The 23,033-nt window shown below is 74.2% G+C and carries 22 protein-coding genes and 1 riboswitch; of the genes, 8 read left to right on the forward strand and 14 right to left on the reverse strand.

Translation table 11 applies throughout. From position 1 onward, the window contains the following. Positions 1–304: 304 nt before the first annotated feature. Positions 305–1,318: a DUF6528 family protein gene (locus AB0K17_RS28115; RefSeq protein ID WP_365984684.1), complete on the reverse strand. Its 1,014-nt coding sequence runs from the start codon at positions 1,316–1,318 to the stop codon at positions 305–307. Positions 1,319–1,511: 193 nt separating this feature from the next. Between AB0K17_RS28115 and AB0K17_RS28120 the strand changes: the two genes are divergently transcribed. The 4 genes from AB0K17_RS28120 (at position 1,512) to AB0K17_RS28135 (ending at position 4,676) form a co-directional block, all read left to right on the forward strand. Next, on the forward strand, positions 1,512–2,729 hold the full coding sequence (locus tag AB0K17_RS28120) for a cytochrome P450 (protein ID WP_365984685.1): 1,218 nt from the start codon (positions 1,512–1,514) through the stop codon (positions 2,727–2,729). Between the two features lie 47 nt (positions 2,730–2,776). After that, complete coding sequence (locus AB0K17_RS28125) at positions 2,777–3,322, forward strand: cupin domain-containing protein (RefSeq protein WP_365984686.1); 546 nt, start codon at positions 2,777–2,779, stop codon at positions 3,320–3,322. A 54-nt stretch (positions 3,323–3,376) separates the two neighbouring features. Further along, entirely contained in the window at positions 3,377–4,309 is a 933-nt protein-coding gene (locus AB0K17_RS28130; protein WP_365984687.1) for a serine/threonine dehydratase, read from the forward strand. 76 nt (positions 4,310–4,385) lie between these two features. Further along, entirely contained in the window at positions 4,386–4,676 is a 291-nt protein-coding gene (locus AB0K17_RS28135) for a hypothetical protein (protein WP_365969332.1), read from the forward strand. Here AB0K17_RS28135 and AB0K17_RS28140 read toward each other — a convergent pair. Then, the gene (locus AB0K17_RS28140) at positions 4,627–5,829 is read right to left on the reverse strand and encodes a DUF6777 domain-containing protein (protein ID WP_365984688.1); all 1,203 of its coding nucleotides are present in this window, start codon (positions 5,827–5,829) and stop codon (positions 4,627–4,629) included. The two genes, AB0K17_RS28135 and AB0K17_RS28140, sit on opposite strands and share 50 nt — an antisense overlap. Before the next feature lie 31 nt (positions 5,830–5,860). Next, positions 5,861–7,156 (reverse strand): serine/threonine-protein kinase, encoded by a 1,296-nt coding sequence (locus tag AB0K17_RS28145; protein ID WP_365984689.1) that lies wholly within the window; start codon positions 7,154–7,156, stop codon positions 5,861–5,863. A gap of 191 nt (positions 7,157–7,347) precedes the next feature. Between AB0K17_RS28145 and AB0K17_RS28150 the strand changes: the two genes are divergently transcribed. Continuing rightward, entirely contained in the window at positions 7,348–7,707 is a 360-nt protein-coding gene (locus tag AB0K17_RS28150) for a hypothetical protein (RefSeq protein WP_365984690.1), read from the forward strand. Between the two features lie 179 nt (positions 7,708–7,886). Further along, positions 7,887–8,270, forward strand: coding sequence for a DUF6083 domain-containing protein (locus tag AB0K17_RS28155; RefSeq protein WP_365984691.1), 384 nt, complete (start codon positions 7,887–7,889; stop codon positions 8,268–8,270). On the opposite strand, the gene AB0K17_RS28160 is transcribed toward AB0K17_RS28155, so the two are convergent. Next, the gene (locus AB0K17_RS28160; RefSeq protein WP_365984692.1) at positions 8,261–9,376 is read right to left on the reverse strand and encodes a glycosyltransferase; all 1,116 of its coding nucleotides are present in this window, start codon (positions 9,374–9,376) and stop codon (positions 8,261–8,263) included. The genes AB0K17_RS28155 and AB0K17_RS28160 overlap by 10 nt on opposite strands. Continuing rightward, on the reverse strand, positions 9,373–10,119 hold the full coding sequence (locus tag AB0K17_RS28165; protein ID WP_365984693.1) for a polysaccharide deacetylase family protein: 747 nt from the start codon (positions 10,117–10,119) through the stop codon (positions 9,373–9,375). Before AB0K17_RS28165 ends, AB0K17_RS28160 begins: the two co-directional genes overlap by 4 nt. Before the next feature lie 136 nt (positions 10,120–10,255). On the opposite strand from AB0K17_RS28165, the gene AB0K17_RS28170 reads away from it, so the two are divergent. Together AB0K17_RS28170 and AB0K17_RS28175 are read left to right on the forward strand one after the other, a co-directional pair. Continuing rightward, the gene (locus AB0K17_RS28170) at positions 10,256–10,795 is read left to right on the forward strand and encodes an SRPBCC family protein (RefSeq protein WP_365984694.1); all 540 of its coding nucleotides are present in this window, start codon (positions 10,256–10,258) and stop codon (positions 10,793–10,795) included. A gap of 92 nt (positions 10,796–10,887) precedes the next feature. Further along, complete coding sequence (locus AB0K17_RS28175; protein WP_365984713.1) at positions 10,888–11,814, forward strand: NADP-dependent oxidoreductase; 927 nt, start codon at positions 10,888–10,890, stop codon at positions 11,812–11,814. A 31-nt stretch (positions 11,815–11,845) separates the two neighbouring features. Here AB0K17_RS28175 and AB0K17_RS28180 read toward each other — a convergent pair whose 3' ends face one another. The 9 genes from AB0K17_RS28180 to AB0K17_RS28220 form a co-directional block, all read right to left on the reverse strand. Continuing rightward, positions 11,846–12,319: a C40 family peptidase gene (locus AB0K17_RS28180; RefSeq protein WP_365969325.1), complete on the reverse strand. Its 474-nt coding sequence runs from the start codon at positions 12,317–12,319 to the stop codon at positions 11,846–11,848. A 3-nt stretch (positions 12,320–12,322) separates the two neighbouring features. Then, positions 12,323–12,473: riboswitch (cyclic di-AMP (ydaO/yuaA leader) on the reverse strand. Positions 12,474–12,696: 223 nt separating this feature from the next. Then, on the reverse strand, positions 12,697–13,581 hold the full coding sequence (locus AB0K17_RS28185) for an endo alpha-1,4 polygalactosaminidase (RefSeq protein WP_365984695.1): 885 nt from the start codon (positions 13,579–13,581) through the stop codon (positions 12,697–12,699). Next, positions 13,578–14,282: a spherulation-specific family 4 protein gene (locus AB0K17_RS28190; protein WP_365984696.1), complete on the reverse strand. Its 705-nt coding sequence runs from the start codon at positions 14,280–14,282 to the stop codon at positions 13,578–13,580. Before AB0K17_RS28190 ends, AB0K17_RS28185 begins: the two co-directional genes overlap by 4 nt. Further along, a complete protein-coding gene (locus AB0K17_RS28195) occupies positions 14,270–15,187 on the reverse strand; it encodes an NAD(P)-dependent oxidoreductase (protein ID WP_365984697.1) in 918 nt (305 codons plus the stop codon). Before AB0K17_RS28195 ends, AB0K17_RS28190 begins: the two co-directional genes overlap by 13 nt. A gap of 8 nt (positions 15,188–15,195) precedes the next feature. Then, the gene (locus tag AB0K17_RS28200; RefSeq protein WP_365984698.1) at positions 15,196–15,909 is read right to left on the reverse strand and encodes a sugar phosphate nucleotidyltransferase; all 714 of its coding nucleotides are present in this window, start codon (positions 15,907–15,909) and stop codon (positions 15,196–15,198) included. Between the two features lie 75 nt (positions 15,910–15,984). Continuing rightward, a complete protein-coding gene (locus AB0K17_RS28205; protein WP_365984699.1) occupies positions 15,985–16,986 on the reverse strand; it encodes a GDP-mannose 4,6-dehydratase in 1,002 nt (333 codons plus the stop codon). Positions 16,987–17,028: 42 nt separating this feature from the next. Then, positions 17,029–18,480 (reverse strand): hypothetical protein, encoded by a 1,452-nt coding sequence (locus AB0K17_RS28210; protein WP_365984700.1) that lies wholly within the window; start codon positions 18,478–18,480, stop codon positions 17,029–17,031. After that, a complete protein-coding gene (gene pelF / locus AB0K17_RS28215) occupies positions 18,477–19,994 on the reverse strand; it encodes a GT4 family glycosyltransferase PelF (protein ID WP_365984701.1) in 1,518 nt (505 codons plus the stop codon). The genes AB0K17_RS28210 and pelF overlap by 4 nt, the downstream gene beginning before the upstream one ends. A 68-nt stretch (positions 19,995–20,062) precedes the next feature. Then, positions 20,063–22,225, reverse strand: coding sequence for a hypothetical protein (locus tag AB0K17_RS28220; RefSeq protein WP_365984702.1), 2,163 nt, complete (start codon positions 22,223–22,225; stop codon positions 20,063–20,065). Between the last annotated feature and the right edge of the window lie 808 nt (positions 22,226–23,033).

Raw genomic sequence — 23,033 nt, forward strand, 5'->3', positions numbered from 1 at the left:
CGACTGGCTGGACTGGTACAACTACCACCGACCCCACACCGGCATCGCAGGCCAAACACCCGCCAGCCGTGTCACCAACCTGCCGGGACAACACAGCTAGGGCGTGTCCGGCGTATCTTCGTCACGCGCCACCACGGCGCCCCGTAGGGGCGCGGGGAACTGCGCGACAAGCCAGGACGTGCCCGCAGACGGGGTGCTGCGTTTCGCCCCGGCGCGTCGACTGCGGGCCGTTGCTGGCTGATCGCGCCCACGCGGCGCAGCCGCAGATGGGTACTGCCTCGCGCCCCTATGGCGCGCCGTACGCTCACCCGCCCCGGGCCGTCGTCCACCAGCGGGCCTTGTACATGCCGCCGTGCAGCAGCGTCCGTGTCCCGTCGGGCCGGTACAGGACAAGGGTGGAGGTGCACCACTCGCAGGGGTGGCCGCGCTCCGGTCGGGCGACGAGCACCCGGCCCGTGCGCGGGTCGTCGCCGATGCTCTTGACGTCGGGCCCGCTGATCCGCGACTGCTGTGCGTACGCGACGAAGGCGCGCTCGGTCGTCGAGTACTGGTAGACCGCCGATGCCGTGGTCACCCACAGCCGGCCGGGCCGGGTCAGCACCGGGGCCAGGTCGTGCCCGCCGCCGCTGGGCAGGGGCACCCGGCGCACGACGGTGAGCCCGGGGTCGTCCGCGGGGCCGTCGACGTCGAGGGCGAGCAGTTGGCGGCTGCCCAGTGCCCACAGCAGCCCGGTCCGCGGGTCCCAGTGCACGCCGTGCGCCCCGGGCAGCGGCACCTGGGCGTGCCGGGTGGCGCGTGGGCCGGCCGAGGCCGCGTACAGCCGCACGTACCCGCCGGTGCTGGCGGCGACGGCCACGTTGCCGTCCGGCAGCAGATCGATGCTGTGCGCGTTGCCGGTGCCGGTGTCGGCCGCCCAGTACACGCCGCGGCCGGGGTAGCCGATCACGGCCGCGAGGCCGCCCGAGGCCGTGGCGAGCAGGTAGCGCCTGCCGTCCAGGGTGCGGAACTTCACCTCGCTGGGGTTCGTCCAGGTGGTCGCGGGGTCCAGGTCGGCCAGGCCCGAGCGGCCGTCCGCGGTCCACGACCACAGCACGCCCGACTCGGGGCCGTCCTCGGCGTCGTCGGCGTCCCATCGGGTGCGTTCGGCGTCCAGGACATACACCGAGCGCGTCGCCTGGTCGGCGGCCACGATCGGCGAGGGGCGCGCCGCGCGCCCGTCCCGGGGCCGGGCGCCGGCCGTGCCGGCCGTGCCGGGCAGCGCACCGGCCAGGCAGGCCGTCAGCAGCACGGCGCACAGCCGTCTCACGGGCAGGTTCACGCGCCACAGCGTGCTGCCGGGCCCCGCGCCGCCGGGGGCGCCACGCCCGTCCGTCACACCATCGATGAGCCCCCGCGCCCCCGGCTGCGCCGAACGGGTGAATTCCCGGGCGTGGCGCTGCTGATCCCCGCGAATCGGGGCAAATTTGACTCTCGGACCGAGGTGTTCACATACACGGGTGGGTGTGCTGCCAATGACGACGACCGAATCGGTATCGGAAGAGCATCCCGTACGCTTCTGGGATGTACCGGACCTGAACGGGCTGGCCTTCGACCCCTTCATGGAGGCGTGCCTTCGGGACGAGCCCGTCTCGCGCATCAAGCTGCCCAACGGCGAGGGCCACGCCTGGTTCGTCACCCGCTACGAGGACGTCAAGTTCGTCACCTCCGACCCGCGCTTCAGCCGGCAGGCCGTTCTCGGCCGCCCCATCACCCGCCTCGCGCCCCACTTCATCCCGCTGGACGAGGCCGTGGGCTTCGCCGACCCGCCCGAGCACACCCGGCTGCGCAAGTCGGTCGCCCGGTCGTTCACCGCCCCCCGCCTCGCCCGGCTGCGTCCGGCCGCCCAGCGCGCCGCCGACGAGCTCCTGGACGAGATGGAGCAGGAGGGCCCGCCCGCCGACCTGGTGCAGCACCTCCACGGCCCGCTGCCACTCGCCGTCATCAGCGACCTGATGGGCGTGCCCCCGGCCGACCGGCCGCAGATGGCGCAGTGGACGGAGATCCAGCTCTCCGCCGGCCACGGCCGCGAGGCCAGCGAACATGCCAAGAACGCCATGGCCGGCTACCTCACCGACCTGCTCAACAGCCGGCGCGCGGAGCCCCGGGACGACCTGGCCGGCGAGCTCGCCCAGTCCGTCGACCAGGGCAACGTCACCCTCGCCGAGGCCGTCGCCGTCGCCCTGCTCATCCAGGCCAGCGCCGCCCACGCCGTGCGCAACAACAGTGCCCAGATGGTCTACGCCCTGCTCACCCACCCCGATCAGCTCGCCCGCCTGCGCGCCGAGCCCGGCCTGCTGCCGCAGGCCCTCGAAGAGCTGCTGCGCTTCGTCCCGCACCGCAACGCCGTGGGCCTGGGGCGCATCGCCATGGAGGACGTCGAGGTCGGCGGGGTCCTCATCCGCAAGGGCGAGGTCGTCCACTCCTCGTACCTGACGGCCAACCGTGACCCGTCCGTCTTCGAGCGCCCCCACGAGCTCGACTTCGACCGGGAGAACAACCCCCACCTGTCCTTCGGTCACGGACCGCACTTCTGCCTGGGGTCGATGCTCGCCCGGCTGGAGTCCGAGATCATCATCTCCACCCTGCTGCGGCGCTTCCCCGGGCTGCGCCTCGCGGTGCCGCCCGAGGAGGTCCGCTGGCAGCGCCGGGCCCTGATCCGCGGCCCGGAGAACCTGCCCGTCGCCTGGTGAACCTGCCCGTCGCCTGGTGAAGCACCTGCCGGAAAGGGCCCCGCACCATGACGCTCCTCAGCGCACCCGACGGCCTGGTCGTGCCCCCCGGATCGGGCCGCACCCTGGTCACCCCTGCCCAACAGGTCACCTTCAAGGTCACCGGCGAGCACTCCAGAGCCGCCTCCAGCTTCGAGGTCGTCGTCCCCCCGGGCTTCGACGTCGGCGCCCATCTGCACACGCGCAGCGAGGAGCTGTTCTACGTGCTGGAGGGCGAGCTGGACGTCCTCGCCTTCGAACCGCGGATCCGCACCCGCGACAGCTGGCGCGCGTGGGAGTCGGCCTCCGGGCAGCGCTGCGTCCGGGCCACGCCCGGCACCGTCATCCTCGTCCCCCCGGGCTGCCCCCACGCCTTCGCCAATCCCACCGGCGAACCCGCCCGCATGTTCTTCCAGGCGGCGCCCCCGCCCGACCACGAGCGCTACTTCGACGAGCTCTTCGAGATCCTGAACTCCGGTCCCCCCGTGGACGAGGAGGCCGTCGCCGAGCTGCGCAAGCGCTACGACATCGAACAACTCACCCCGTTGCGCATGGCTCCTCCGGGAACCCGGTGACGGCAGTACGGCGTTGGCAGGGCAGACCGCCACAGCGCTAGGAGCCGTCCACCCGTGTATCGCCTCACCTACGACGACGTCACCGCTGCCGTCTCCCGCGTGGCCGGGCACGTCCGCCCGGTCACCGTCGCCGAGGGGGACGGCGACGTCCTCCTTGCCCTCGAACACCTGCAGTACACCGGCTCCTTCAAGGCGCGCGGCGCCCACAATTTCCTCGCCGCCCACCGCGACGCCGGCACCCTGCCCGCGGCGGGGGTGACCATCGCCTCCGGCGGCAACGCCGGCCTGGCCTGCGCCTGGGCCGCCCGCCACCAGGGCGTGCCGGCCACCGTCTTCCTCCCGGAGAACGCCCCCCACGTCAAGGTCGCCAAACTGCGCGGCTACGGCGCCGACGTGCGCCTGGTGGGCAGCGAGTACGCCGAGGCCCTGGCCGCCTGCGAGGAGTTCGCCGCGAGCACCGGCGCCCTGGCCAGCCACGCCTACGACCACCCGCTGATCGCCGCCGGCGCCGGCACCCTCCTGGAGGAGATCCGCGAGCGCGTCCCCGGCCTGGACACCGTGGTCGTCGCCGTCGGCGGCGGGGGCCTGTTCGCCGGCGTGGCCACCGCCGCCCGCGAGCACGGCATCCGCGTCGTCGCGGTCGAGCCCGAGCACAGCAGCGCCCTGCACGCCGCCGTGCGCGCGGGCCACGTCGTCGACGTGGACGTCGACTCCGTCGCCGCCGACGCCCTCGGCGCCCGCCGGGTCTCCGAAGCCGCCCTGCACGCCGCCGCCGACCCCGGCGTCCGGTGCGTCCTCGTCCCGGACAGCGAGATCGTCCGCGCCCGCCGGGCCCTGTGGGACGACCGCCGCCTCGTCGTCGAACACGCCGGCGCCACCGCCCTGGCCGCCCTGACGGGCGGCGCCTATACCCCCACCGGCGGCGAGCGCGTCGCCGTGGTGCTGTGCGGCGCCAACACCGACCCCGCCGACCTGGTGCAGCGCTGACGGGCAGTGCTGACGGACAGTGCTGACGGGAACCGGGCGGCGCCGCAGGGCAGTCGTTCCCCGCGGGGAGGCGACCATGACACGGCACGATGCGGTACCGCCCGACGACCACCCGGGCTTCGTTGAACTGTCCGTACGGCTCACCGGCCTCGACGAGGCCCGGCTGCGCGCCACCGGGCTCGTAGGGGCCCACCACGACACCACCCTTCAACGCCTCGGCCGCCCCGCGGTCGGCCGCTTCCTGGCCGACCTCGCGGCGGTCGACGGCGACCCGCGACGACTCACCGACGAGACCTCGCGCCGGATCGCCGACGCCATCACGCACCTGTGGCGGACGGGCCGTTGGCCGAGTGCTCCGGCGGAGTGATCGAACGCGGCGGCGCCGTACGGACGGTCGGCGGGGGAGCGGCGGTGGTGTGCTCCCGGGTCGGGGGCCCGCCCGTCGGCACCAACGACGGGGCATGGCTGCGCGGCGGGGGCTCGGACGTCACCGGCGCGGGGATGCGCGTCGTCGGCGGGACCTTGGTGGGAGGAACCTTGGTGGGCGGCGCCGACGAGGGCCTGTGGGACGGCGATCCGGTCGGTGCGTCGGAGGGCGCCGCGGAGGAAGGCAATCCGGACGAGGGCGAACCGGAGGGCGTGCCGGACGGCATCCCCGTCGAGGAACCGGACGAGGAACCGGACGGGGAATCGGACGGAGCACCGGACGAGGAGCCGGAAGCGCCACCGGTCGGCCTGCCCGATGCCCCGGACGCCGACGGCGTCGGGGGCTTCGGCAGCGGCACCGGGTACGTCCTACTGTCGTCCGCGCCGTTGCTGCTGCCGGCCGGGCGGTCGAAGCCCCGGTCCGGGTGCTGGACGTCGACGTACGGCACAGTCCTGCGCGGTCCCTGCTCCTCCGTGCGGGTCACCACGACGGTGATCTGCGTGACCTCGAAGCTCTGCCAGCGCGTCCCGGTGTACGTGGCCGAGGCGCGGTCGACCTTCCGGTCCGGCTGCAGCAGCGGGTTGCCGCAGTTGCACTTGACGGCCGGGCTGTCGTAGGGGTCGCGCAGGATCGCGGTGCCGGACTGCAGGACGGAAAGGTACTCCACCGTCCTGCCGTTGCCCTCGTAGTTGTGGTTCTTCACCAGGGTGTCCTCGGGAACGACATCCTCGTTCATCCCCATGATGTGCTCGCCGATGCGCTCCACGGGCACGTTGCGCACCTTCGCCCAGGCGGCGGCCTCGACCGGGTCCGCGGTGATCTGGGCGATCAGCTTGAGCTTGTCGCAGTGCGTCTTTCCCGGCGTGCCGCCGAAGGCGCCCCCGGCCCGGGCCCCGGGCAGGGGCCTGGTGCCCGGGAGGTCGGCCTCGGGGGCCTTGAGGAAGGGGTTGGCCGCGACCACTCCCGCGGCCTCCAGGGAGATCCGCTGCCCGTCGCCCCCCGAGGAGTCCGAGGAGCAGCCCGCCGCGCCCGCGCCGGCGAGCAGCGCGCAGACGGCGAGCAGGGACGGGACACCTATCCGTTTGCGCTTCACAGGACGCACCCCCGTGGGCCGGTCTGGCTTGTCAACAGGATGTCACCCAGCCGCCGTTGCACGTCCCCTGCGGCGTGGGCGTGGGCGTGGGGTCTTCGTACGTCGGGGTGGGCGTGGGCTCGGCCGAGTCCGTGGCGCCCTGGTCGTCGGAGCCGCTCACCTGCTGGGGCGCCGACACCGAGCCCCCGCCCGGCGACTGCCCGCCCCCCGAACCGCCGCCGCGCAGGGCGAACAGCGCGATCGTGCCGCCGGCGACGAGCAGCAGCGTGACGACGGCCGCGACGACCCGGGCGGCCATGCGGCGCGGGGATGCGGCGGGCACCGGGTACGGGGCGCCGTACCCGGCGGGCGCGACCGGCTGCGGAGGCGCCGCAGGGGCGCCCTGCTGCAGGACGGCCGGCGCGGGGACGTACGGGACGTACGTGGGCGTCGGGTCCGGCGCCGGGGGCCGCACCTGGCGGTCCACCGTGGTGCGCACGTACCCCGGCGCCTCCGTCACCCGGCCGCTGGCCACCGCCTCCAGCAGCCGCTCCGCCTCGGCCGAGCCCATGCGGGCCTCCGGGTCCTTGCGCAACAGCCCTTCCAGCAACGGGGCCAGAGGCCCTGCCCGGCGCGGCGGGTCGGGCGACTCGTCCACGACCGCCCGCAGGGTGCTCAGCGGGTCCCCGCGGCGGAACGGCGAGACCCCCTCGACCGCCACGTACAGCAGGGCGCCCAGGGACCACAGGTCGGAGGGGATCCCCGGGCGCCGGCCCATGGCGCGCTCCGGGGCCAGGTACTCGGCGGACCCGATCAGGTCACCGGTACGGGTCAGCGTGCCCGCCCCCTCGACCAGGGCGATCCCGAAGTCGGTGAGCACCACCCGGCCGCCGGCCTCCAGCAGGACGTTCGCGGGTTTGACGTCGCGGTGCAGCACCCCGACGGCGTGCGCGGCACGCAGTGCCTGCAGCACCAGCCCCCCGACCCGGGCGGCCTCCTTGGCCTGCAACGGGCCCTCCTGATGCAGCACATGGTCGAGGGACTCGCCGCGCACCAGCTCCATCACGATCCAGGGGCGGCCCTCCTGCTCGACCACGTCGTGCACGGTGATCACATTGGGATGGCTGATCCGCGCCGCCGCCCTGGCCTCCTGCTTCAGCCGCGCGTAGAGCACGCGCACGTCGTCGTCGGACAGGTGCTCCGGCGCCCGCACCTCCTTCGCCGCGACCTCGCGGTCCAGCACCTCGTCCAGCGCGAGCCAGACGACCCCCATGCCGCCGCGCCCCAGTTCCTCCAGCAGCCGGTAGCGCCCGGCCACCAGCGGATGGCGGCGCTGCCCCTCGTCCATGTGCCCCTCCCTCCCCCGACGCACGGTGCCGCGAGGCCGTGCGCGTTCGGGCCACACTGGCTGGGACGCGCCGCCGGTGCGGAGCGTTCCCGCCGTTCGTGAAGGCTGTGTGCGCCTGCCGGTCCACCGCGGGGACCGGCGGACGGCAATGTGTTCGACGTGAGGGAGTTCCGCCTCGGAGAATCGACCCCATGAGTCTCCTCGTGAGCATCTATGTCTACGACGCCGACGGTGACCGCGAGTTCCTGGACGACCTGGTGGACGCCAGGACCCTGGCCGGCTTCGAGAACACCCGGACCAAGCTGTGGGGATCCGAGGGCATGCGGGCCCTGGGCGCCCGGTTCTTCCCCCAACTCGCCGACTGCGACCTCATCGTCGAGCCGCACGAGGTCGACGGCTTCCTCGCCGAATGCGAGATGGTCCGTCCCCACCTCGACCGCCTTGCCGGCGAAGGTGGTTACTACGCCGAGTACGTCGGCGAGCGCTTCGCCAACATCGTTGCCGCCGCACTGCGCGCCAGGGCCGAGGGCGGTGGCGTCATCGTCTGGTAGCAGCGAATCCACCCCATGCGCTCAACGGCAAGACCGCCCCGTCGGCCAACACTGGTGCAAGCTCCGGGCTGTCGGACAACCCTCAAGCCGAACAGCAGCTCACCAACCCCCAAGCACACCAGCCCAAACGGCCGCCATCCGACTCACCGGGAACGCTGCACCCAGGCAAACTGCACCGAATGGGGGGAAACGAAGAACAAGCCGCCGAGCCGACCTTCGACGATCTGCAGACTTTCGAAGAAGGCGTAACCCACCACCGACCGGTCACACCCACCTGCCCCGCATGCGGATGGCAACAAGATCTCCGCCAGATTGACGACGGACGCTGGATCCTCCTCGAACCCAAGCCGCTGTCTGTCACAGTGGTCCCCGTCGACTGCCGGTGGTTCACCACCCGCGACGGCCGAGTCGTCAAACAACACGGAACCGTGCCACCGGCCAACGAGTGTCAGATGGCCCACAAGCTCGTATGCAGCAGCCATCCCAGCCCCGACCGTTGGTCGGACATCCGTGTCGTCCTCTGGGCCGGCAACCGCGCCCGCGACCGCCTGCCCTACGAATGACGTCTCCTCGCATTGCCGCCCGTCGGCGCACCGTGCACCGCCAGCATCCGGGCCACCGTCCGCGTCCAGGGGAACTCCTCGGCCCGGGCCCGGGCCGCCGTTCGCCGGGCGGGCGTCGGGTGGGCCAGTACGTGTTCCACCCCGTCCGCCATTGCCGCCGCCTCCGGGGGCACGGCCGTGCCCGCGCCCGGCGCCAGCAGTTCCCGGGCCGCGCCGCGGTCGGTGGTCACCACCGGGGTGCCGCAGGCCAGGGCCTCCAGTGCCGCGAGGCCGAAGGACTCGGCCGGGCAGGGGGCGAGGGCCACGTCTGCTGTCGCGGTCAGGGACGCCAGCGCGTGTCGGTCCGTGAGGTAGCCGTGGAAGCGGACCGGCAGGCCTGCCGCCCGCCGTTCCAGGCGGCGGCGCTCCGGGCCGTCGCCCAGCACGTCCAGCCGGGCCGGGACCCCGCGCTGCCGCAGCACGCGGAGGGTCTCGATCGGCAGCTGGGGCTGTTTCTCCCGTGACAGCCGCCCCACGTACACCAGCCGCACGCCGTTCGGGGTCCCGGGCGCCGCTGCCGAGGGGGAGAAGACGTCCAGGTCGGTGCCCAGCGGCACCCGGTGCAGCACCGGTGCACCGATGCGGGCGAACTCGGCGCAGGAGAAGGCCGACAGACCCACCACGGCGTCGAACGCCCGCACGAGCCGGCGGTTCCAGGCGTCCGCGGCGGGACGGAGCGGCACCCACGCCGGCAGCCAGGGGGCCAGGATCGCGTCCAGCCGCTCGTGGGACAGCAGCACCGACCGTACGCCCCGCCTGCGGGCCCAGCCGGCCGCGCCCAGCAGGGTGAGCTTGTCCGAGACCTCGAGCGCGTCCGGCGCCAGGCGGTCGAGCAGACGGCGCAGGGCGGGCGTCGGCAGGGCGATCCGGTAGCCGCCGCTCACGGGCACACCCGGCAGGGTGCACCGCAGCCCCGTCGCGTCGCGCTCGCAGGAGGCCCGGGTTCCCGGCACGACGAGCACCCGCTCGTGGCCCGCCGCGGCATAGCCGCGCCCGAGCGCGTCGAGCGTGGTGCGCGTGCCGCCCGACTGCGGGCCGTAGAAGTTGGCGAGCTGCACGATCCTCACGGCGTTGTCCGCCTGCGTACCGCCACCAGCTCGGCGTACGTCAGCGGCTCCGCCCCCGCGGCCAGCGCCGCGTCGATCGCCTCCAGTGCGCTCTCGCGCAGCCCGGGCCGGGCCAGGTCGGCCGGGTGCAGGGCGATACGGAAGGACCGGCCTCGGCGCGCCCATCTGCAGGCCGCCCACGGCAGGAGGCGGGCTGCCGCGTGCTCGCCGAGGCCGCCGGGGCGGTGGCACAGGGCGGGCAGGCGGTGCCGCCGGCCGGTGCGCAGGTCGTGCACGGCCAGGTGGGAGGTGGTGTAGGCGAGGTCCGAGGCGCGCAGGGCCGCCATGGTGCCGGGGGAGGCGAGCCAGCCGGGCGGGGTGAAGCCCTCCGGGTGGATCCCGGCGCGGGCCAGTTCCGCCCGTCCCCGGGCGAGGCGGTCGGCGGCCTCGTGCGCGCCGAGCGCGCAGAACTCGGCGCATCCGCGGGCCAGGAGCCGGTTCAGCAGGCGCCGGTGGCGGGGGCCGCCGGGCACGGCCCGGTGCGTGAAGCCGTGCTGGGCGAGCTCGTGCCCGCGCCGCGCGGCGGCATGCAGCCACCGGACGAGGGCGGGGTCGTCCGCCAGCGGCACCCCGCGCCAGGCGCCCGGTACGAGCAGCAGGGTCGCCGGCACGTCGCGGCACTCCAGTTCGGCCACCCACTCGCGGGTCCGCGAGAAGCTCCAGGGGGCGACGTCGTGCACCGAGACCACGAATTGCGCTGTCACATCCTCCAGCATCCCCCAGCGGTGCGCACGGCCGGTGGACGTGCGGTGAACCGGACCCGCCGTGGCATCCGCCACCGAGGGGTGTTGCACACTGTGCCCAACGGTTTGTCATGTTCAGTTGTGGGAGGGAGACATCATGCGTCTGGCGGACGCCCCGGGTGCACAGGAGGAGATTCGCATCGACGCGGCTCCGGCCGTCGTGTGGAAGCTCGTGACGGACATCGGCCTGCCCGCCCGCCTGAGCACCGAGCTCCAGAGCACGGCCTGGCTGGACGGTGCCACCGGTGTGCAGCCGGGCGCGCGTTTCGAGGGGTTCAACCGCCACCCGTACGCGGGGGAGTGGCGGACCGTCTCCCACGTCGTCGGCCTGGTCACCGAGCGGCTGTTCAGCTGGGCGGTCACCGACCCCGACGGCCACTACGGCGGCGGCGAGGCCGACCCGGCCCACCCCATGGCCACCTGGAAGTTCGAACTGGAGCCCGAAGGCCCGGAGGGGGCGGCCACGCTGCTGCGCCAGTCGGTGCGCATAGGCCCCGCGCCCTCCGGGATCAGCGTGGCCATAGCCCGGATGCCCGACCGCGAGGAGGAGCTCGTGGCCATGCGGCTGGAGGAGTTCAAGGCGGGCATGCGGGCCACCCTCGAAGGCGTCAAGCGGCTCGCCGAGGACGGGGCGTAGGCGCCGGCCCCGGAGCACGGTATCCGGGTGGCGGTGCGGCCAGCCTGGCGGCGAATCGGCCGGTCGTCGATCAGGGTGATCCCATGACGACGATCAAGGCGATCTCCTTCAGCTCGTACGGACCGGCCGACGTCCTGCGGCCGGTCGAGGTGCCGCTGCCCGCCCCCGGGCCGGGGCAGGTCCGCATCGCGGTGCGCTGCGCCGGCGTCAACCCGCTCGACCACAAGCTGCGCAGCGGTGCCATGGCGGGCACCTTCCCCCTGGAGCTGCCGCACATTCCCGGGGTGGAGGCGTCCGGCCTGGTCGAGGCGGTGGGGGAGGGCGTGACGCAGGTGCGGGCGGGCGACGCCGTGTTCGGCCGCACCGTGACCGGCGCCTACGCCGAGCAGGCGCTGGCCCGGGAGGACCAGGTCGTGGTCAAGCCCGTCTCGCTCGCCTGGGAGGAGGCGGCCGCCCTGCCGGTGGCCGCCGAGACGGCCCGGCGGGTGATGGAGCTGCTGGACCTCGGCGACGGCGAGACGCTGCTCGTCCACGGCGCCGCCGGGGGCGTGGGCACCCTGGCCGTGCAGTTCGCCCGGGCCCGCGGGGTGCGGGTCATCGGCACGGCGAGCGAGTCCAACCACGCCTACCTGCGCGGCCTCGGCGCGATCCCGGTGACGTACGGGCAGGGGCTCGCCGAGCGGGTGCGCGAGGCGGCCGCCCCCGGCCGGGTGGACGCGGCGCTGGACGCCGTGGGCAAGGGCGATGCCGTGTGGGTGTCCGTCGAGGTGACCGGCGGCGCCGACCGGGTGGTGTCGATCGCCGACGCCGAGGGTGCCCGGCTGCACGGGGCCCGCTTCAGTTCCGGCGGCCGGGAGGTGCGGCCGGTGCCCGCGCTGAACGAGGCGCTCGCCCTGCACGAGGCGGGACTGCTGCAGCTGCCCGTCCACCGCATCTACCGCCTGGAGGAGGCGGCCGACGCCCACCGGGAGAGCGAGCACGGCCACCTCACCGGCAAGATCGTCCTCGCCGTCGCCTGACGGCGGCCGGCGAGGACGGGGGTGTTCGGTCCTAGCCCACGCGGCCGTACCAGACGCTGCCGGTCCAGATGCGCTCCTTGCGCACGGTGGTGCCCGGCTTGGGGGCGTGCCAGATCGTGTTGCTACCCGCGTAGATGCCGACGTGGTAGACGTTGCTGCCCGAGTGGAAGAACACCAGGTCGCCCGGTGTGCGGGAGCCGGCGGAGATGTGCCGGGTGCGGTTGTACTGGTCGGCGGCGGTGCGCGGCAGGCTCTTGCCCGCCTTCTTGAACGAGTACAGGGTCAGGCCCGAGCAGTCGAAGCGGTTGGGGCCGGTGGCGCCCCACTGGTAGGGGGAGCCGGCCTTGGAGGCCGCGACCCTCAGGGCCTGCTCGCCGGTGGTCGCCGCGGAGGCGCCGGGGGCGAGGCCGGGAACGAGGACCGATGCCGCGATGGTGGCGGCGGTCAGGGCCGACGCGGTGCCGGCCCGGGAAACGAGTGCAGGTATGCGAGGCAATGCAGACATGCCACAGCCCTTCGGCATCCGCCTGCGAAAGATGACCTGTCGGGTTCGGGCTGCGAAGTTGCCCGGCCAGTGTCTGGCTTCACCCCAAGGACCACCGCGTTCGTGGTCCGTACCGCTTGGGTCTCCCGCTCCTGCCGATCGACGAATCGATTCCGCACCCGGTGCGGCGGCAGGACTCGGCGTTCCGCCCGGGTGGCCCGCCTCGGTGACGGGATCTTGTGTTCGACGAGAGATCCTGCACCATCGCCCGCCCGGATCCCGCACCCGCAGCGGCATCTGTGAACTTCTTCACTTCGGGCGAAACGGTGCAACCATCGCCTGTCCATACCGCCTGTCCTGCAACGAAAGGCGGGCTACCGCCGGTAGCCGACCACCCGTCAGCACGGCTCGCGCGAGGCGTCCAGCTCCAGCTTCTTGCGCATCGAACTCAGCCCCAGCCGCTTCGCCTCGCCGCAGAACTTCTCCGTCGGCAGGTCGTATTCGACGTGGAAGACCGCTTTGTTCTGCTTGATGAAGGGCGTCAGCTTTTCGCACTCCTTGTACTGCGCGCACTGCTCGTTCACCGCGAAGTCGAAGTCGCCCACCAGTGCCGGAATCTGCTCCAGGTCGTTCTTCAGCCCCACCGCGAGCCCGCGCTCGTGCGCCAGCCGCGCCAGCATCCGGTTGAACGCCAGCTGGTGGGCGGCCGTCAGCGGAAAGCCCGTGCCGTTGCGGAAACCCTCCGTCAGATCCGGCTCGACCGCGTCGAAGCCCTTCTGACGGCACATGTCCATGCGGGCCGCCATGAGCGGACGCAGCGCGTCCAGACGGCGGATGTCCAGCCACTTCTCGCCGTCCCAGCCCTTGTTCTTCCGGCCCAGCAGCCCCTTGGGGAACGCGTCCTTGTCCGGCCGGAAGTCCTCCCACGCACCGGCGTTGATGTAACAGATCACCTTCCGGCCGCGGGCATGCAGCGCCGCCACGGTGGCCGCCGTGTTCTCGAAGCCGTCGATGTCGTAGACGGGCACGTCGAGGGAGGTGTCGGCCTCGCCGAGCTTCCCGCCCAGCTGCCACTGCCAGGCCGTGCCCGGGCGCGGTTGCCAGCGCTCACCGGGCCGTCCCGAGGGGGTCGGCGCACCGGCCGTGGGGCTTGCGTCCGGCGCGGTGGCCGTCGGCTTCCCCTCCGGCTCGGCGTCCTCGTCGTCCCCCGGCGCCGACGAGCAGCTCGCCAGCACCAGCAGCAGCACGCCCAGCAGCCCGGCCCGTAGGCGCCGGTCCTTCACCGCGTTCCTCCCCGTTCGTGTTCCCGTACCTCCTGCGCACCGGCCGGCGGCGGGGCGCTGCGCCAGGGGTTCGCGCCCGTGCCCGGTACGGCGCAGTGCACGCCCGCGCCGCGGAGGGCGGCCGTGCGCGCCACCTCGTGCGCCCGCCCCTCGGGCACCGCGTGCACCAAGTGGCAGAACCGCTGCGGCGGGTGGTCGGCCGTCCAGGCCGGCACCCGCGCCCGGCGGTAGTCCTCCCACGTCCCCTCGAAGGTCACCAGCACGTCGGCCAGCTCCGCGTACCCGGGGTCCGGGTGCGTGCCGGGGTTGAGCACGGCGCTGCGGGCGCCCAGCACCTTCGCGGCCAGCACCAGCCGGCGGTAGCGGGGCAGATGGGCGGCGTGCACCGGCACCTGGTCGAGGAAGACGCCGTCCACCTCGTACCACCGGCGGTGCCGTCGCACGTCGGCGACCACGGCGCGGGTGCGCCGCCGGCCGTACCCGGTGTCGACGTACCCGAGCAGCGCGACGCCCGCGGCGCGCAGCCGTCCGGCCGCCGCACGGAAGGCCGGATCCGGCCGGTCGCCGGGACCGTCGGCCGCGTTGAGCACCACCGCGTGCAGGCGCGGGGCCTCGCGCAGCAGGGCCTCCCAGGCCTCGGGCCCCTCGCCGGGATGGACGTACAGCGGGACCAGCAGCCGCCCGGACGTCACCGGAGGCATTCCTCGGGCCGGTCGCGGACCTCGGCCCACAGATCCGCCAGGGACTCCTCCAGCGAACGGCGCGCCGTCCACCCCAGGCTGCGGGTGACGGCGGTGGTGTCGGCCTGCTGCCAGGGCACGGCGGCCGAGCGCGGCGAGCCGTCGCCCTGCTCGTCGACGCGCTCGCCCACGGGCCCGGTGAAGCCGCCCGCCCGCAGCAGCCCCTCGGCGACGTCCCGCACGAGGCGGGCCGTGCCGCTGCCGACGTTGAGGACGGCGGGCAGCGGCCGGGGGGCGGTCACGGCCCGGGCGACGGCCTCCGCGACGTCCCGTACGTCCACGAAGTCGCGGTACGCCGACAGGTCGCCCGTCTTCACCCGGCCGTCGGGTCCCGCCGCGCGCAGCGCGCCGGCCAGCCGGCCGGGCAGGGAGGCGGCCGGGGCGCCGGGGCCGACGGGGTTGAACACCCGCAGCACCACCGCGTCCAGGCCGGATCCGGTCACCGCGAGGGTGCCGGCGAGCTTGCTCGCGCCGTACAGCCCGGCCGGGCGCACCGGGCCGGCCTCGGCCGCCGGCCGGTGGCCGTCCGCCGGACCGTACTCGGCCGCCGAGCCCAGGTGCACCAGGCGCGCGTCGGGAGCCGCCGCGTGCAGGGCCTCGCACAGCAGCGCGGGGCCGCGGGCGTTGACGCCGGTGAGGGCCAGGGCGCTGCCGCCCACCACCCCCGCGCAGTTGACGACGGCGTCGGGGGCCGCGCCGCGCAGCGCGGAGATCAGCCGGTCCGGGTACGTGGCCGAGAGGTCGAGGGGAAGGGCGGCGCGCGGGGAGCGGCCGCCCTCGAGCACCAGCGCGCCCGGCAGGGCACGCAGGCGCTCGGCGACGTGCTGGCCCAGGAAGCCGGTCGCGCCGAGGAGAAGGATGCGCACGGGGCCGGTCACACTCCCTTGATCAGCATGTCGCGGCGGACGGCGAACTCCGCGTTCGCCCGGTCGTAGTCGTCGGGCCGGCCGATGTCCAGCCAGTACCCGCCGAAATCATAGGCGCGCGGCGGGGTGCCGGCCTCCAGCAGGTCCAGCACCAACTCGTCGAAGCCCAGCGGCAGACCGGGCGTGTAGCGGCCGAGCGCCTCGCGGCTGACACCGTAGACGCCCATGGAGACCCGGTAGTCCATGCTGGGCTTCTCGGTGAAGGCCACGACCCGGTCGGCCTCCGTGGTCAGCACCCCGAAGTCGATGCTGACCCGGCGCGGATAGGTGGCGATGGTCAGCGGCGCGCCGGAGGCGGTGTGGTCGCGCAGCACGTCGCCGAAGTCGAGGTCGGTCAGGACATCGCCGTTCATCACCAGGAACCGCTCGGGCAGCCGGTCGGTCATGGTCAGCAGCGGGCCCATGGTGCCCAGCGGGCTCTCCTCGGTGGTGTAGTCCACGCGCAGGCCCCACTGCGAGCCGTCGCCCACGTAGGCGCGGATGATGTGCCCGAGGTGTCCGATGGCCAGGGTGCAGCTGGTGAACCCGGCGCCCGCCAGCTGGCGCATGACGATCTCGAGGATGGCGTGCCGGTCGCCGATGGGCACCAGGGGCTTGGGCAGTGCGGTGGTGTACGGGCGGAGCCGGACGCCCTTGCCTCCGGCGAGGATGACTGCGTGCATGTCGGTGCCGTTCCTCTCTTGTGCCGCCCCGCGGGCGGCACACGGTTGTGGTGCGGCGTGGGTGGGCCGAGAACGTCAGACGTTGTAGATGCCGGTCTTGTAGCGGGAGAGGTTGGCGGGGTCGCGGAAGAAGGCGATGGTCTGCGCGAGACCCTGCTCCAGGGTGTGCGCCGGCGCCCAGCCGGTGGCGGCCCGCAGCCGGGAGGAGTCGCAGACCAGGCGCATCACCTCGGAGGCGGCCGGGCGCACCCGGGCACTGTCCTCCCGCACGTCGAGGTCGGCGTCCATGAGCTTGCCGATGAGGGCGACCAGGTCGCCGACCGAGATCTCCTCGCCGGTACCGGAGTTGAAGGTGCGCCCGAGCACGGCCTCGGCGGGGGCGGTGCCCACCGCGCGGAAGGCGGCCACGGTGTCCTTGACGAAACTGAAGTCACGCGTGGGGCGCAGGTCGCCGAGGGTGATGGTGTGCTGCCCCGCGGCCACCTGCCCGATGACGGTGGGGATCACCGCGCGCATCGACTGCCGCGGCCCGAAGGTGTTGAACGGCCGCAGTGTGACCACCGGCAGGCCGAAGCTCGCGTGGTAGCTGTCCGCCAGCCGGTCGCCGCCGGCCTTCGAGGCGGCGTACGGCGACTGGGTGTTGATCGGGTGGTCCTCGTCGATGGGCACGGTCTGCGCGGTGCCGTAGGTCTCGCTGGTGGAGGTGTGCACCAGGCGCGGGATGCCCAGGTGGCGTACGGCCTCCAGGACGTTGAGGGTGCCGGTGACGTTGGTCTCCACGTAACTGTGCGGGGCGCGGTAGGAGTACGGGATGGCGATCAGTGCGGCCAGGTGGTAGACGACCTCGGTGCCGGCCACCAGCCCCTGCACGGAGCCGGGGTCGCGGACGTCGCCGAGGACGATCTCCACCTGGTCGAGGACGTCCTGCGGCAGCGTCTCCAGCCAGCCGAAGGACGAGAAGGAGTTGTACTGCACCATCGCCCGGACCCGGTGGCCGTCGGCGACGAGCGCCTCCACCAGATGCGAGCCGATGAAGCCTTCGGCGCCGGTGACGGCGACGGGAGTCGGTGCGGACACGAGCGGTCTCCTCGGGATGGAAGGATCAAGGGTCGGTACGTGCTAGCGGTGGGTGGTGATCCGGCCGAGACGGACGGCGGCCACCACCAGCAGCACCACCGCCGCGCAGCCGCCGGCGATCAGCCGCCCGGCGAGCGGCGAGGGCGGCCCCGGCGCGAGCGCGGCCGCCTCGGCGGCGGCCGCGCCCGTACACAGCAGGGCCGGCAACCAGGCGGCGCCGTACGCCTGCAGCAGCAGCCCGGTCCACAGCACCGCACCGAGTGCGAGCAGTGCGGCGAGGGCGGCCCCGGTGGGCGGTGCGCCGCCGGGCCACAGCGACCCGACGAGCAGGACCAGGGCGGTCAGGACGGCGAGGTAGGCGCCCACGCACCCGGCCAGCACCCGCGCCGCCCGCCCCAGCAGACCGGCCGGCGTGGTCACCGCGGCCAGCGCCGCAAGGGCCCGGCCCCGGCAGCGGTACAGCAGCCACTCGGCGGCGCCCATGCTCAGGGTCAGCGAGATCACCGACGGCCCGCTCGCCGGGTTCGCCGCGTTGTCGGCCACGTTCCCGCCGAGTGCGGCGATGGCCGTCAGCACCCCGCAGCCCAGCCCGAACAGGCCGTAGGGCACGGACGCGTACAGCGGCGGCGCCGGGAGACCGGCCGGTGCCCGCTCGCCGCGCAGGGCCCGTACCGTCTCCCACCCGGCGCCGGCCAGCGCCCCGCCGGTGGTGGCCAGCAGCAGGCAGGTGCCCACCAGGGCCGGCGGGTTGCCCACGAGCAGGGCCGCGCCGCCGGCGGCGGTCGGCAGCAGCGCGAGCAGCAGCAGCCGTTCGCGGCCCAGGACGAGCAGGACGGTGGCCGCCGCCAGGTACAGCGCCTGGCCCGCGGCGAAGGCCGCCGTCCGCGCGGGCGCGGCCAGGGCCGGGGCCGCGGCGGTGGCCAGCGCCGCGCCGAGCGGGGCGCCGGCGGCCAGGCAGCGGGCGGCCGCGGCCTTTCCGCCGGCGGCCAGGCGCAGGTACGCGCGGTGGGCCAGGGCCTGGTTCAGGGCCCAGGCCACCAGGGCGGAGGCCACCAGGGCCGCGGTGCCGGCGGGCTGCCCGAAGCGCTCGTGGGGCCCCTCGGGCAGGGGCGAGCCGAGCGCGTAGCCGAGGCCGGGCAGGGTGAAGACGAGCGAACGCAGGCCGAACCGGCCGGGTGTCACCCGCCAAGGGTCGGGCCGGGGTTCGGGTTCGGGGTGGGCGCGCGGGACGAGGGCGAAGAGCTCGGTGGCCAGCTCGAAGGCGTCGCGCCGGCCGTAGCGCTCGGCTATCTGTTCCCCCGTCAGGCCGCCGGCCTCCAGGACGGCGGCTATCTCGTCGGGGTGCACGGCGGCGGCGCACACCTCGGCCATCTCGCGGGCCAGTTCGGCCACGGGGTCGGCCGCCCAGCGCGGCCGGGACCGGCCCGGCAGGGGGCCGGCCGCGAGCGGCGCGGGATTCCCTTCGCCGGGCACCAGGCGCAGCAGTCCGCTCATCCGGCACCCCCGGCGGCCATGGCCAGGGCCGGTACGGGCTCGTGGACCGGGACGCGTACGGGCACCGGCCGGTTCAGGCCGGACAGGTCGTGGTAGATGGCGCGGAAGGCGTCGATGGTCTGGCGCAGGGTGAACTGCTCGATCACCCGCAGCCGCGCCGCCTCGCCCATGTGCGCGCGCCGGGCCGGGTCCCGCAGGAGGTCCAGGGCCGCCCGGGCCATGGCCTCGGGGTCCCGCGGCGGGACGACCAGGCCGCACTCGCCCACCGCCTCCCGCACCCCGCCGACGTCGGTGGAGACGGTGGCGCGGCCGCAGGACATCGCCTCGATCAGGGTGAAGGGGAAGCCCTCGCTGATGCTGGAGAGCATCACCACGTTCCCGGCGGCGTAGGCGTCGCGGATGTCCTCCACCCGGCCCTCGAAGACCACGGCCTCGCCCACCCCGAGCTCGGCGGCCAGCGCCTCGCAGGCGGTGCGGTAGCCCTCGCCGCCGCGCGGGGTGCCGCCGAACAGGCGCAGCCGGGCCTCGGGTATCTCGGCCCGCACCAGCGCGAAGGCGCGGATGAGGGTCTCCAGGCCCTTGATGGGGTCCACCCGGCCGGCCCAGCTGAGCGTGGGCACCTCCGGCTCCGGCCCGGCGGGCGGGAAGGCGGAGGGGTCCACGCCGTTGTAGACGGTGCGGATGCGCTCGGGCGGGGTGCCGCCGTGCTCCTCCCAGCGGCGGTTGTAGCGGTTGCCGGGGGTGACCAGGGCCGCGCAGCGGTAGCCCTCGATCGCCAGCAGCCGGAACAGTCCGAGCATCAGGGCCTTGACCGGCCAGCGGTAGGGCTCGGCCCGGAAACCCAGGTAGCGCTCACGCAGGTAGATGCCGTGCTCGGTGAGCAGGAAGGGGGTGCCGTGGCGGTGGTGGGCGACCAGCCCGGGCAGGGTGGCGAGGCCTCCGCTGACGGCGTGGGTGATGCCCTGGTCCGGCACCTCGGCGGCGAGCGGGCGCAGGGCGTGTTCGAGCAGGTCGGTGGCGGCGAGCGCGTCGTGGAGCGTGGGGCGGGCGGCGGCCGTCGCCAGGTGCGGGCGGTTCCACAGGCGGGCCAGCAGGCGGGCCGCGGCCTCGCCGCGCAGGGCGGGGAAGAGCGTGCCGTCGCTCGCGTACTCGGCCAGCCGGTGGAAGCTGCGGGAGAAGTGGTGTGCGTGGGCCGGGTCCAGCAGGGCGAGCAGGAACTGCTCGTAGGCGGTCAGGAAGCGGCGCAGGGCGCGTCCGCGCGGCGCCCGCCCGGGCGGTGGCGGCCCCCACAGGGGGAGGGCCTGCACCGCCCGGACGTGGCCGGGCAGCTGCCAGGCGAGCGACTCGCGGCCGGTGCCGGTCACCGCGATCACGCGGAAGTCGATGTCCGGCATGCCCTGGACGAGTTGGTCGCACCACACGCTGACCCCGCCGTGGCTGTGCGGGTAGGTCCCCTCGGTGAGCAGGGTCACCGAGGGCGCGGCCGAGGCCGGCCCGGCTGTCGGTCCGTGCATGAAAGGTCGAATCTCTCCGGTAGGCGGTGGGACGTGGGGTGGTTCAGCACGGAACTTCCGGGCCGGTCTCAGCGCCGGGCGGACTCGCCCGGACCGTACGCCACCGGGCGGCTGACGCCCCGGGGCACCTCGACGGCGGGCGCCGGGGCCTGGACGCGGGCGGCCTTGGCGGACTGCAGGCGGGGAGCCGCGGCCTGGGCGGGCAGCGTGAAGTCGGCGCGGCCACCGGTCGCGGGGGCCGTCCAGCCGGAGCGGGCGCCGGCGTAGGCGGTGCCGAAGGCGGTGCCGTTCTGCGTGGTGCCGGCGGGCAGCGTCGCGTTGATCTGCACTCCGGCGGGCGCGTCGACGGTGACGGCGGTGCCGGTGCGGTAGGCGGTGACCTTTCCGGCGGCGAGCGCGGCGTTCCACGCGGCGCGGCGGGTCAGCTCGCTGCCGATGTCCTTCATCCGCAGGTTCACCAGCGGGGTGTCGGCGGCGAACAGGCCGTTGTAGTCGGCGAGCACCTTCTCCAGCACCGTGTAGCCGATGCGCTCCTCGGAGAGGTTGGACTGGTGCATGAAGTGCGGCCGCGGGTCGTTGGCGAGGACGTGGCCGAGGGCGATGCGGGCCTCCAGCGGCGCGATGTAGGAGGCGAAGCCGGTCTTGACGTCCAGCGGCTTCTTCAGGCAGGTGGTCGTCTCGGGGTACTTCTCGCAGGTGCCGCTGCCGCCGTCGGCCTTTTTGGTGTACAGCCAGTTGTACTCGTCCGCCTGCTCGGCGGCCGTGCCCACGTTGTAGTACACGTTCATCGGGTACCGGGGCACGGTCAGCGCGCTGCCGACCGGGCGCTGGCCCGGTTCGCGGGAGGTGTCGCTGGCGATCCAGCCGACGCCGGAGGCGGCCAGGACGGGGGCGAGGTTGGGGTTGTCGTCGGGCTGCTGCGGCAGGGTCTTCAGGCCCGAGTGCTCACCGGTGACCAGCTCGTCCCGGTCGACCGCGAGCTTGTTGCCGGCGGCCCAGGCGAGGTTCTGGTTGACCTGGTAGCCGATCGTCGCGGCGTCGGTCCAGCGCACCCGGCCCAGCAGGTCGGTGGCGCACTTCCAGGGCACGACGGTGGTGTTCTGCACGCAGCCGAGGAAGGCGTGGGTGTAGGTGTGGTTGATCCAGCGGAACGACTTCTGGTCGGTCAGCAGCTGCTGCAGCAGCGGGTCGGGCGCGCCGCCGTGGTCGGCCCGGTACTCCTCGCTGCCGACGCCGTTGTAGGCCAGGTCCAGGGTCAGGCCGTGGGACTGCGACCACTGCCGGGCGTACTGCGCGTCGGCCGCCGTCATCCGCAGCGAGGGGCTCTCGGGGCTGGGGTTGCCGGGGCAGTCGACGTCACCGGGGGTGCACTTGAGCTTGGTGTCCCAGCGGTCGTCGGAGGCGAAGACGTCGTCGACGTGGACGCCGAAGTAGTTGCGGGCGGCGCCCAGGTGGACGCCCTGGGTGGCCCACTCGACGATGCCGCGCGAGACGAGGCGGAACTGCGTCTGGTAGCGGTTGGCCACGAAGGTGACCACCAGTTCGCTGCGCCCGTCGTGGTCGTAGCGGCCGATGAGCGAGCCGCGCCCGGTGCCGCCGGGCACTGCGGCGTCGACGTACGGGGTGAAGGTCGCGCCGTCCGCCTGGTGCTCCAGGGGGGTCGCGACATAGCCGTAGCTCTCGTTCACGGCCGGGTCGTTGTCCTCGAAAGGAACGTTTCCCTTGAGGTAGCCGAAGGGCCCGGTGGCCCCCGCCGGGGTCACCTGGGCGGTGCGCCCGTCCAGCGGGCCGGCATAGCCGCCGTCCTGGGGGGTGTTCAGACCCACGGCCGGGCGGGCATAGGTATAGGCGTCGACCTGGCGGATGCCGAATCGTTTCTCGTAGTCGGCCAGGGCCGTCATCTCGGCCGAACCGGCCCCGAAGGGATTGTCGTTGGGCAGCACCACGCCCTGGAACTTCGCTCTGGTCCGGCCATCGACGGTGTCACTGAGGAAGCCCGCGTCGACGCGCGCCCGCTTCGCGTCGTCGAGGACGAGCGGTGTGTACGGCGTGCCGGCCGTGTCCAGTTCGGCACGTATCGCCTGCACGGCCGGGCCGCCGTCGTCGACGACCAGCAACCGCAGGTCGACGCGGGGTGCCGGCTCCGCCGCGCTCGCGCTGCCCTGCGGCAGCGCCATCGCCAGCAGCGCGGCCGCGGACCACGCCGCGAGCCGCCGGGTTGTACGCCCCATGTGCTTACTACCCCCCAAGGACGAAGCCGCGCGTGGGGTGCGCCGCCGTCCGGACGAATGACGTGTGCGCGGGAGAGGAATCCTCGAACGCCCCGCACCTTGAACTGGAACACCGATCGGCCCCCACCGGACGGCCGGACTCCCCACCCCGGCCGTATGTGCTCTCCCCGAGGAACGGGCGCCGAAGTCCCGTTCCGCGCCACCCGCCCTGAGCCTGGGGCGTGCGGCGTCGACGCGGCCTGCCGGGGCACGCGCGTGCCCCGGTCGCGGGAGGCGTACGCGGCCCCCCGACCGCTCAGCCATATAGTGCGCCATGCCCGCAGGTCGTGCGGGGTGCACTGAGCAGGTGCCCGGCGGTCCCCGGCGGCACCTGGCCGAAACCGCACCCACCGGGCGCGGGGGTGTCGGCGCCGCCGGGGCGGCCGGGCCGGTGCCCCTGACGGACGTGACCTGTGTCAACTCCTGTATACAACACCCTTGAACGGGTGTGCGGTGGGCGTCGGAACATTCGCCCCAGGCGCCGTACGGCGTCACCAGATCGGCCGGAAGTCGGCTGTCCGTTTTGGGGGCTGCGGCGGCGTCCGCCCGGTGGTGACCGGGATGTGCGGCAGCGGGTCCGTACGGCCGCCCGGAGCCCTCACCGGGCCTGATGCCGGCCCCGTCCGACGGGCGTGGAGTGCCGCCTGTCCATCAGACGGGAACGCGAGGGCTTTGGTTGCCTGGCCGCCCGGAAAAGCCGCGGCGACCGGCCGGTGTGCGTCAGGGGTCGATGTGCGTCAGGGGTGAAGGGGGGTCGCCTGCGTTTCTT

The sequence above is a fragment of the Streptomyces sp. NPDC049585 genome (assembly GCF_040675615.1).
Lineage (GTDB): Bacteria > Actinomycetota > Actinomycetes > Streptomycetales > Streptomycetaceae > Streptomyces > Streptomyces luteosporeus.

Coding starts and splice junctions, on each gene's coding strand:
- AB0K17_RS28180 (WP_365969325.1), bottom strand. CDS start 12,319: ATGTCTGCATTGCCTCGCATACCTGCACTCGTTTCCCGGGCCGGCACC.
- AB0K17_RS28135 (WP_365969332.1), top strand. CDS start 4,386: ATGACACGGCACGATGCGGTACCGCCCGACGACCACCCGGGCTTCGTT.
- pelF (WP_365984701.1), bottom strand. CDS start 19,994: ATGCACGGACCGACAGCCGGGCCGGCCTCGGCCGCGCCCTCGGTGACC.
- AB0K17_RS28125 (WP_365984686.1), top strand. CDS start 2,777: ATGACGCTCCTCAGCGCACCCGACGGCCTGGTCGTGCCCCCCGGATCG.
- AB0K17_RS28155 (WP_365984691.1), top strand. CDS start 7,887: ATGGGGGGAAACGAAGAACAAGCCGCCGAGCCGACCTTCGACGATCTG.
- AB0K17_RS28190 (WP_365984696.1), bottom strand. CDS start 14,282: ATGCCTCCGGTGACGTCCGGGCGGCTGCTGGTCCCGCTGTACGTCCAT.
- AB0K17_RS28220 (WP_365984702.1), bottom strand. CDS start 22,225: ATGGGGCGTACAACCCGGCGGCTCGCGGCGTGGTCCGCGGCCGCGCTG.
- AB0K17_RS28170 (WP_365984694.1), top strand. CDS start 10,256: ATGCGTCTGGCGGACGCCCCGGGTGCACAGGAGGAGATTCGCATCGAC.
- AB0K17_RS28210 (WP_365984700.1), bottom strand. CDS start 18,480: ATGAGCGGACTGCTGCGCCTGGTGCCCGGCGAAGGGAATCCCGCGCCG.
- AB0K17_RS28200 (WP_365984698.1), bottom strand. CDS start 15,909: ATGCACGCAGTCATCCTCGCCGGAGGCAAGGGCGTCCGGCTCCGCCCG.
- AB0K17_RS28145 (WP_365984689.1), bottom strand. CDS start 7,156: ATGGACGAGGGGCAGCGCCGCCATCCGCTGGTGGCCGGGCGCTACCGG.
- AB0K17_RS28120 (WP_365984685.1), top strand. CDS start 1,512: ATGACGACGACCGAATCGGTATCGGAAGAGCATCCCGTACGCTTCTGG.
- AB0K17_RS28150 (WP_365984690.1), top strand. CDS start 7,348: ATGAGTCTCCTCGTGAGCATCTATGTCTACGACGCCGACGGTGACCGC.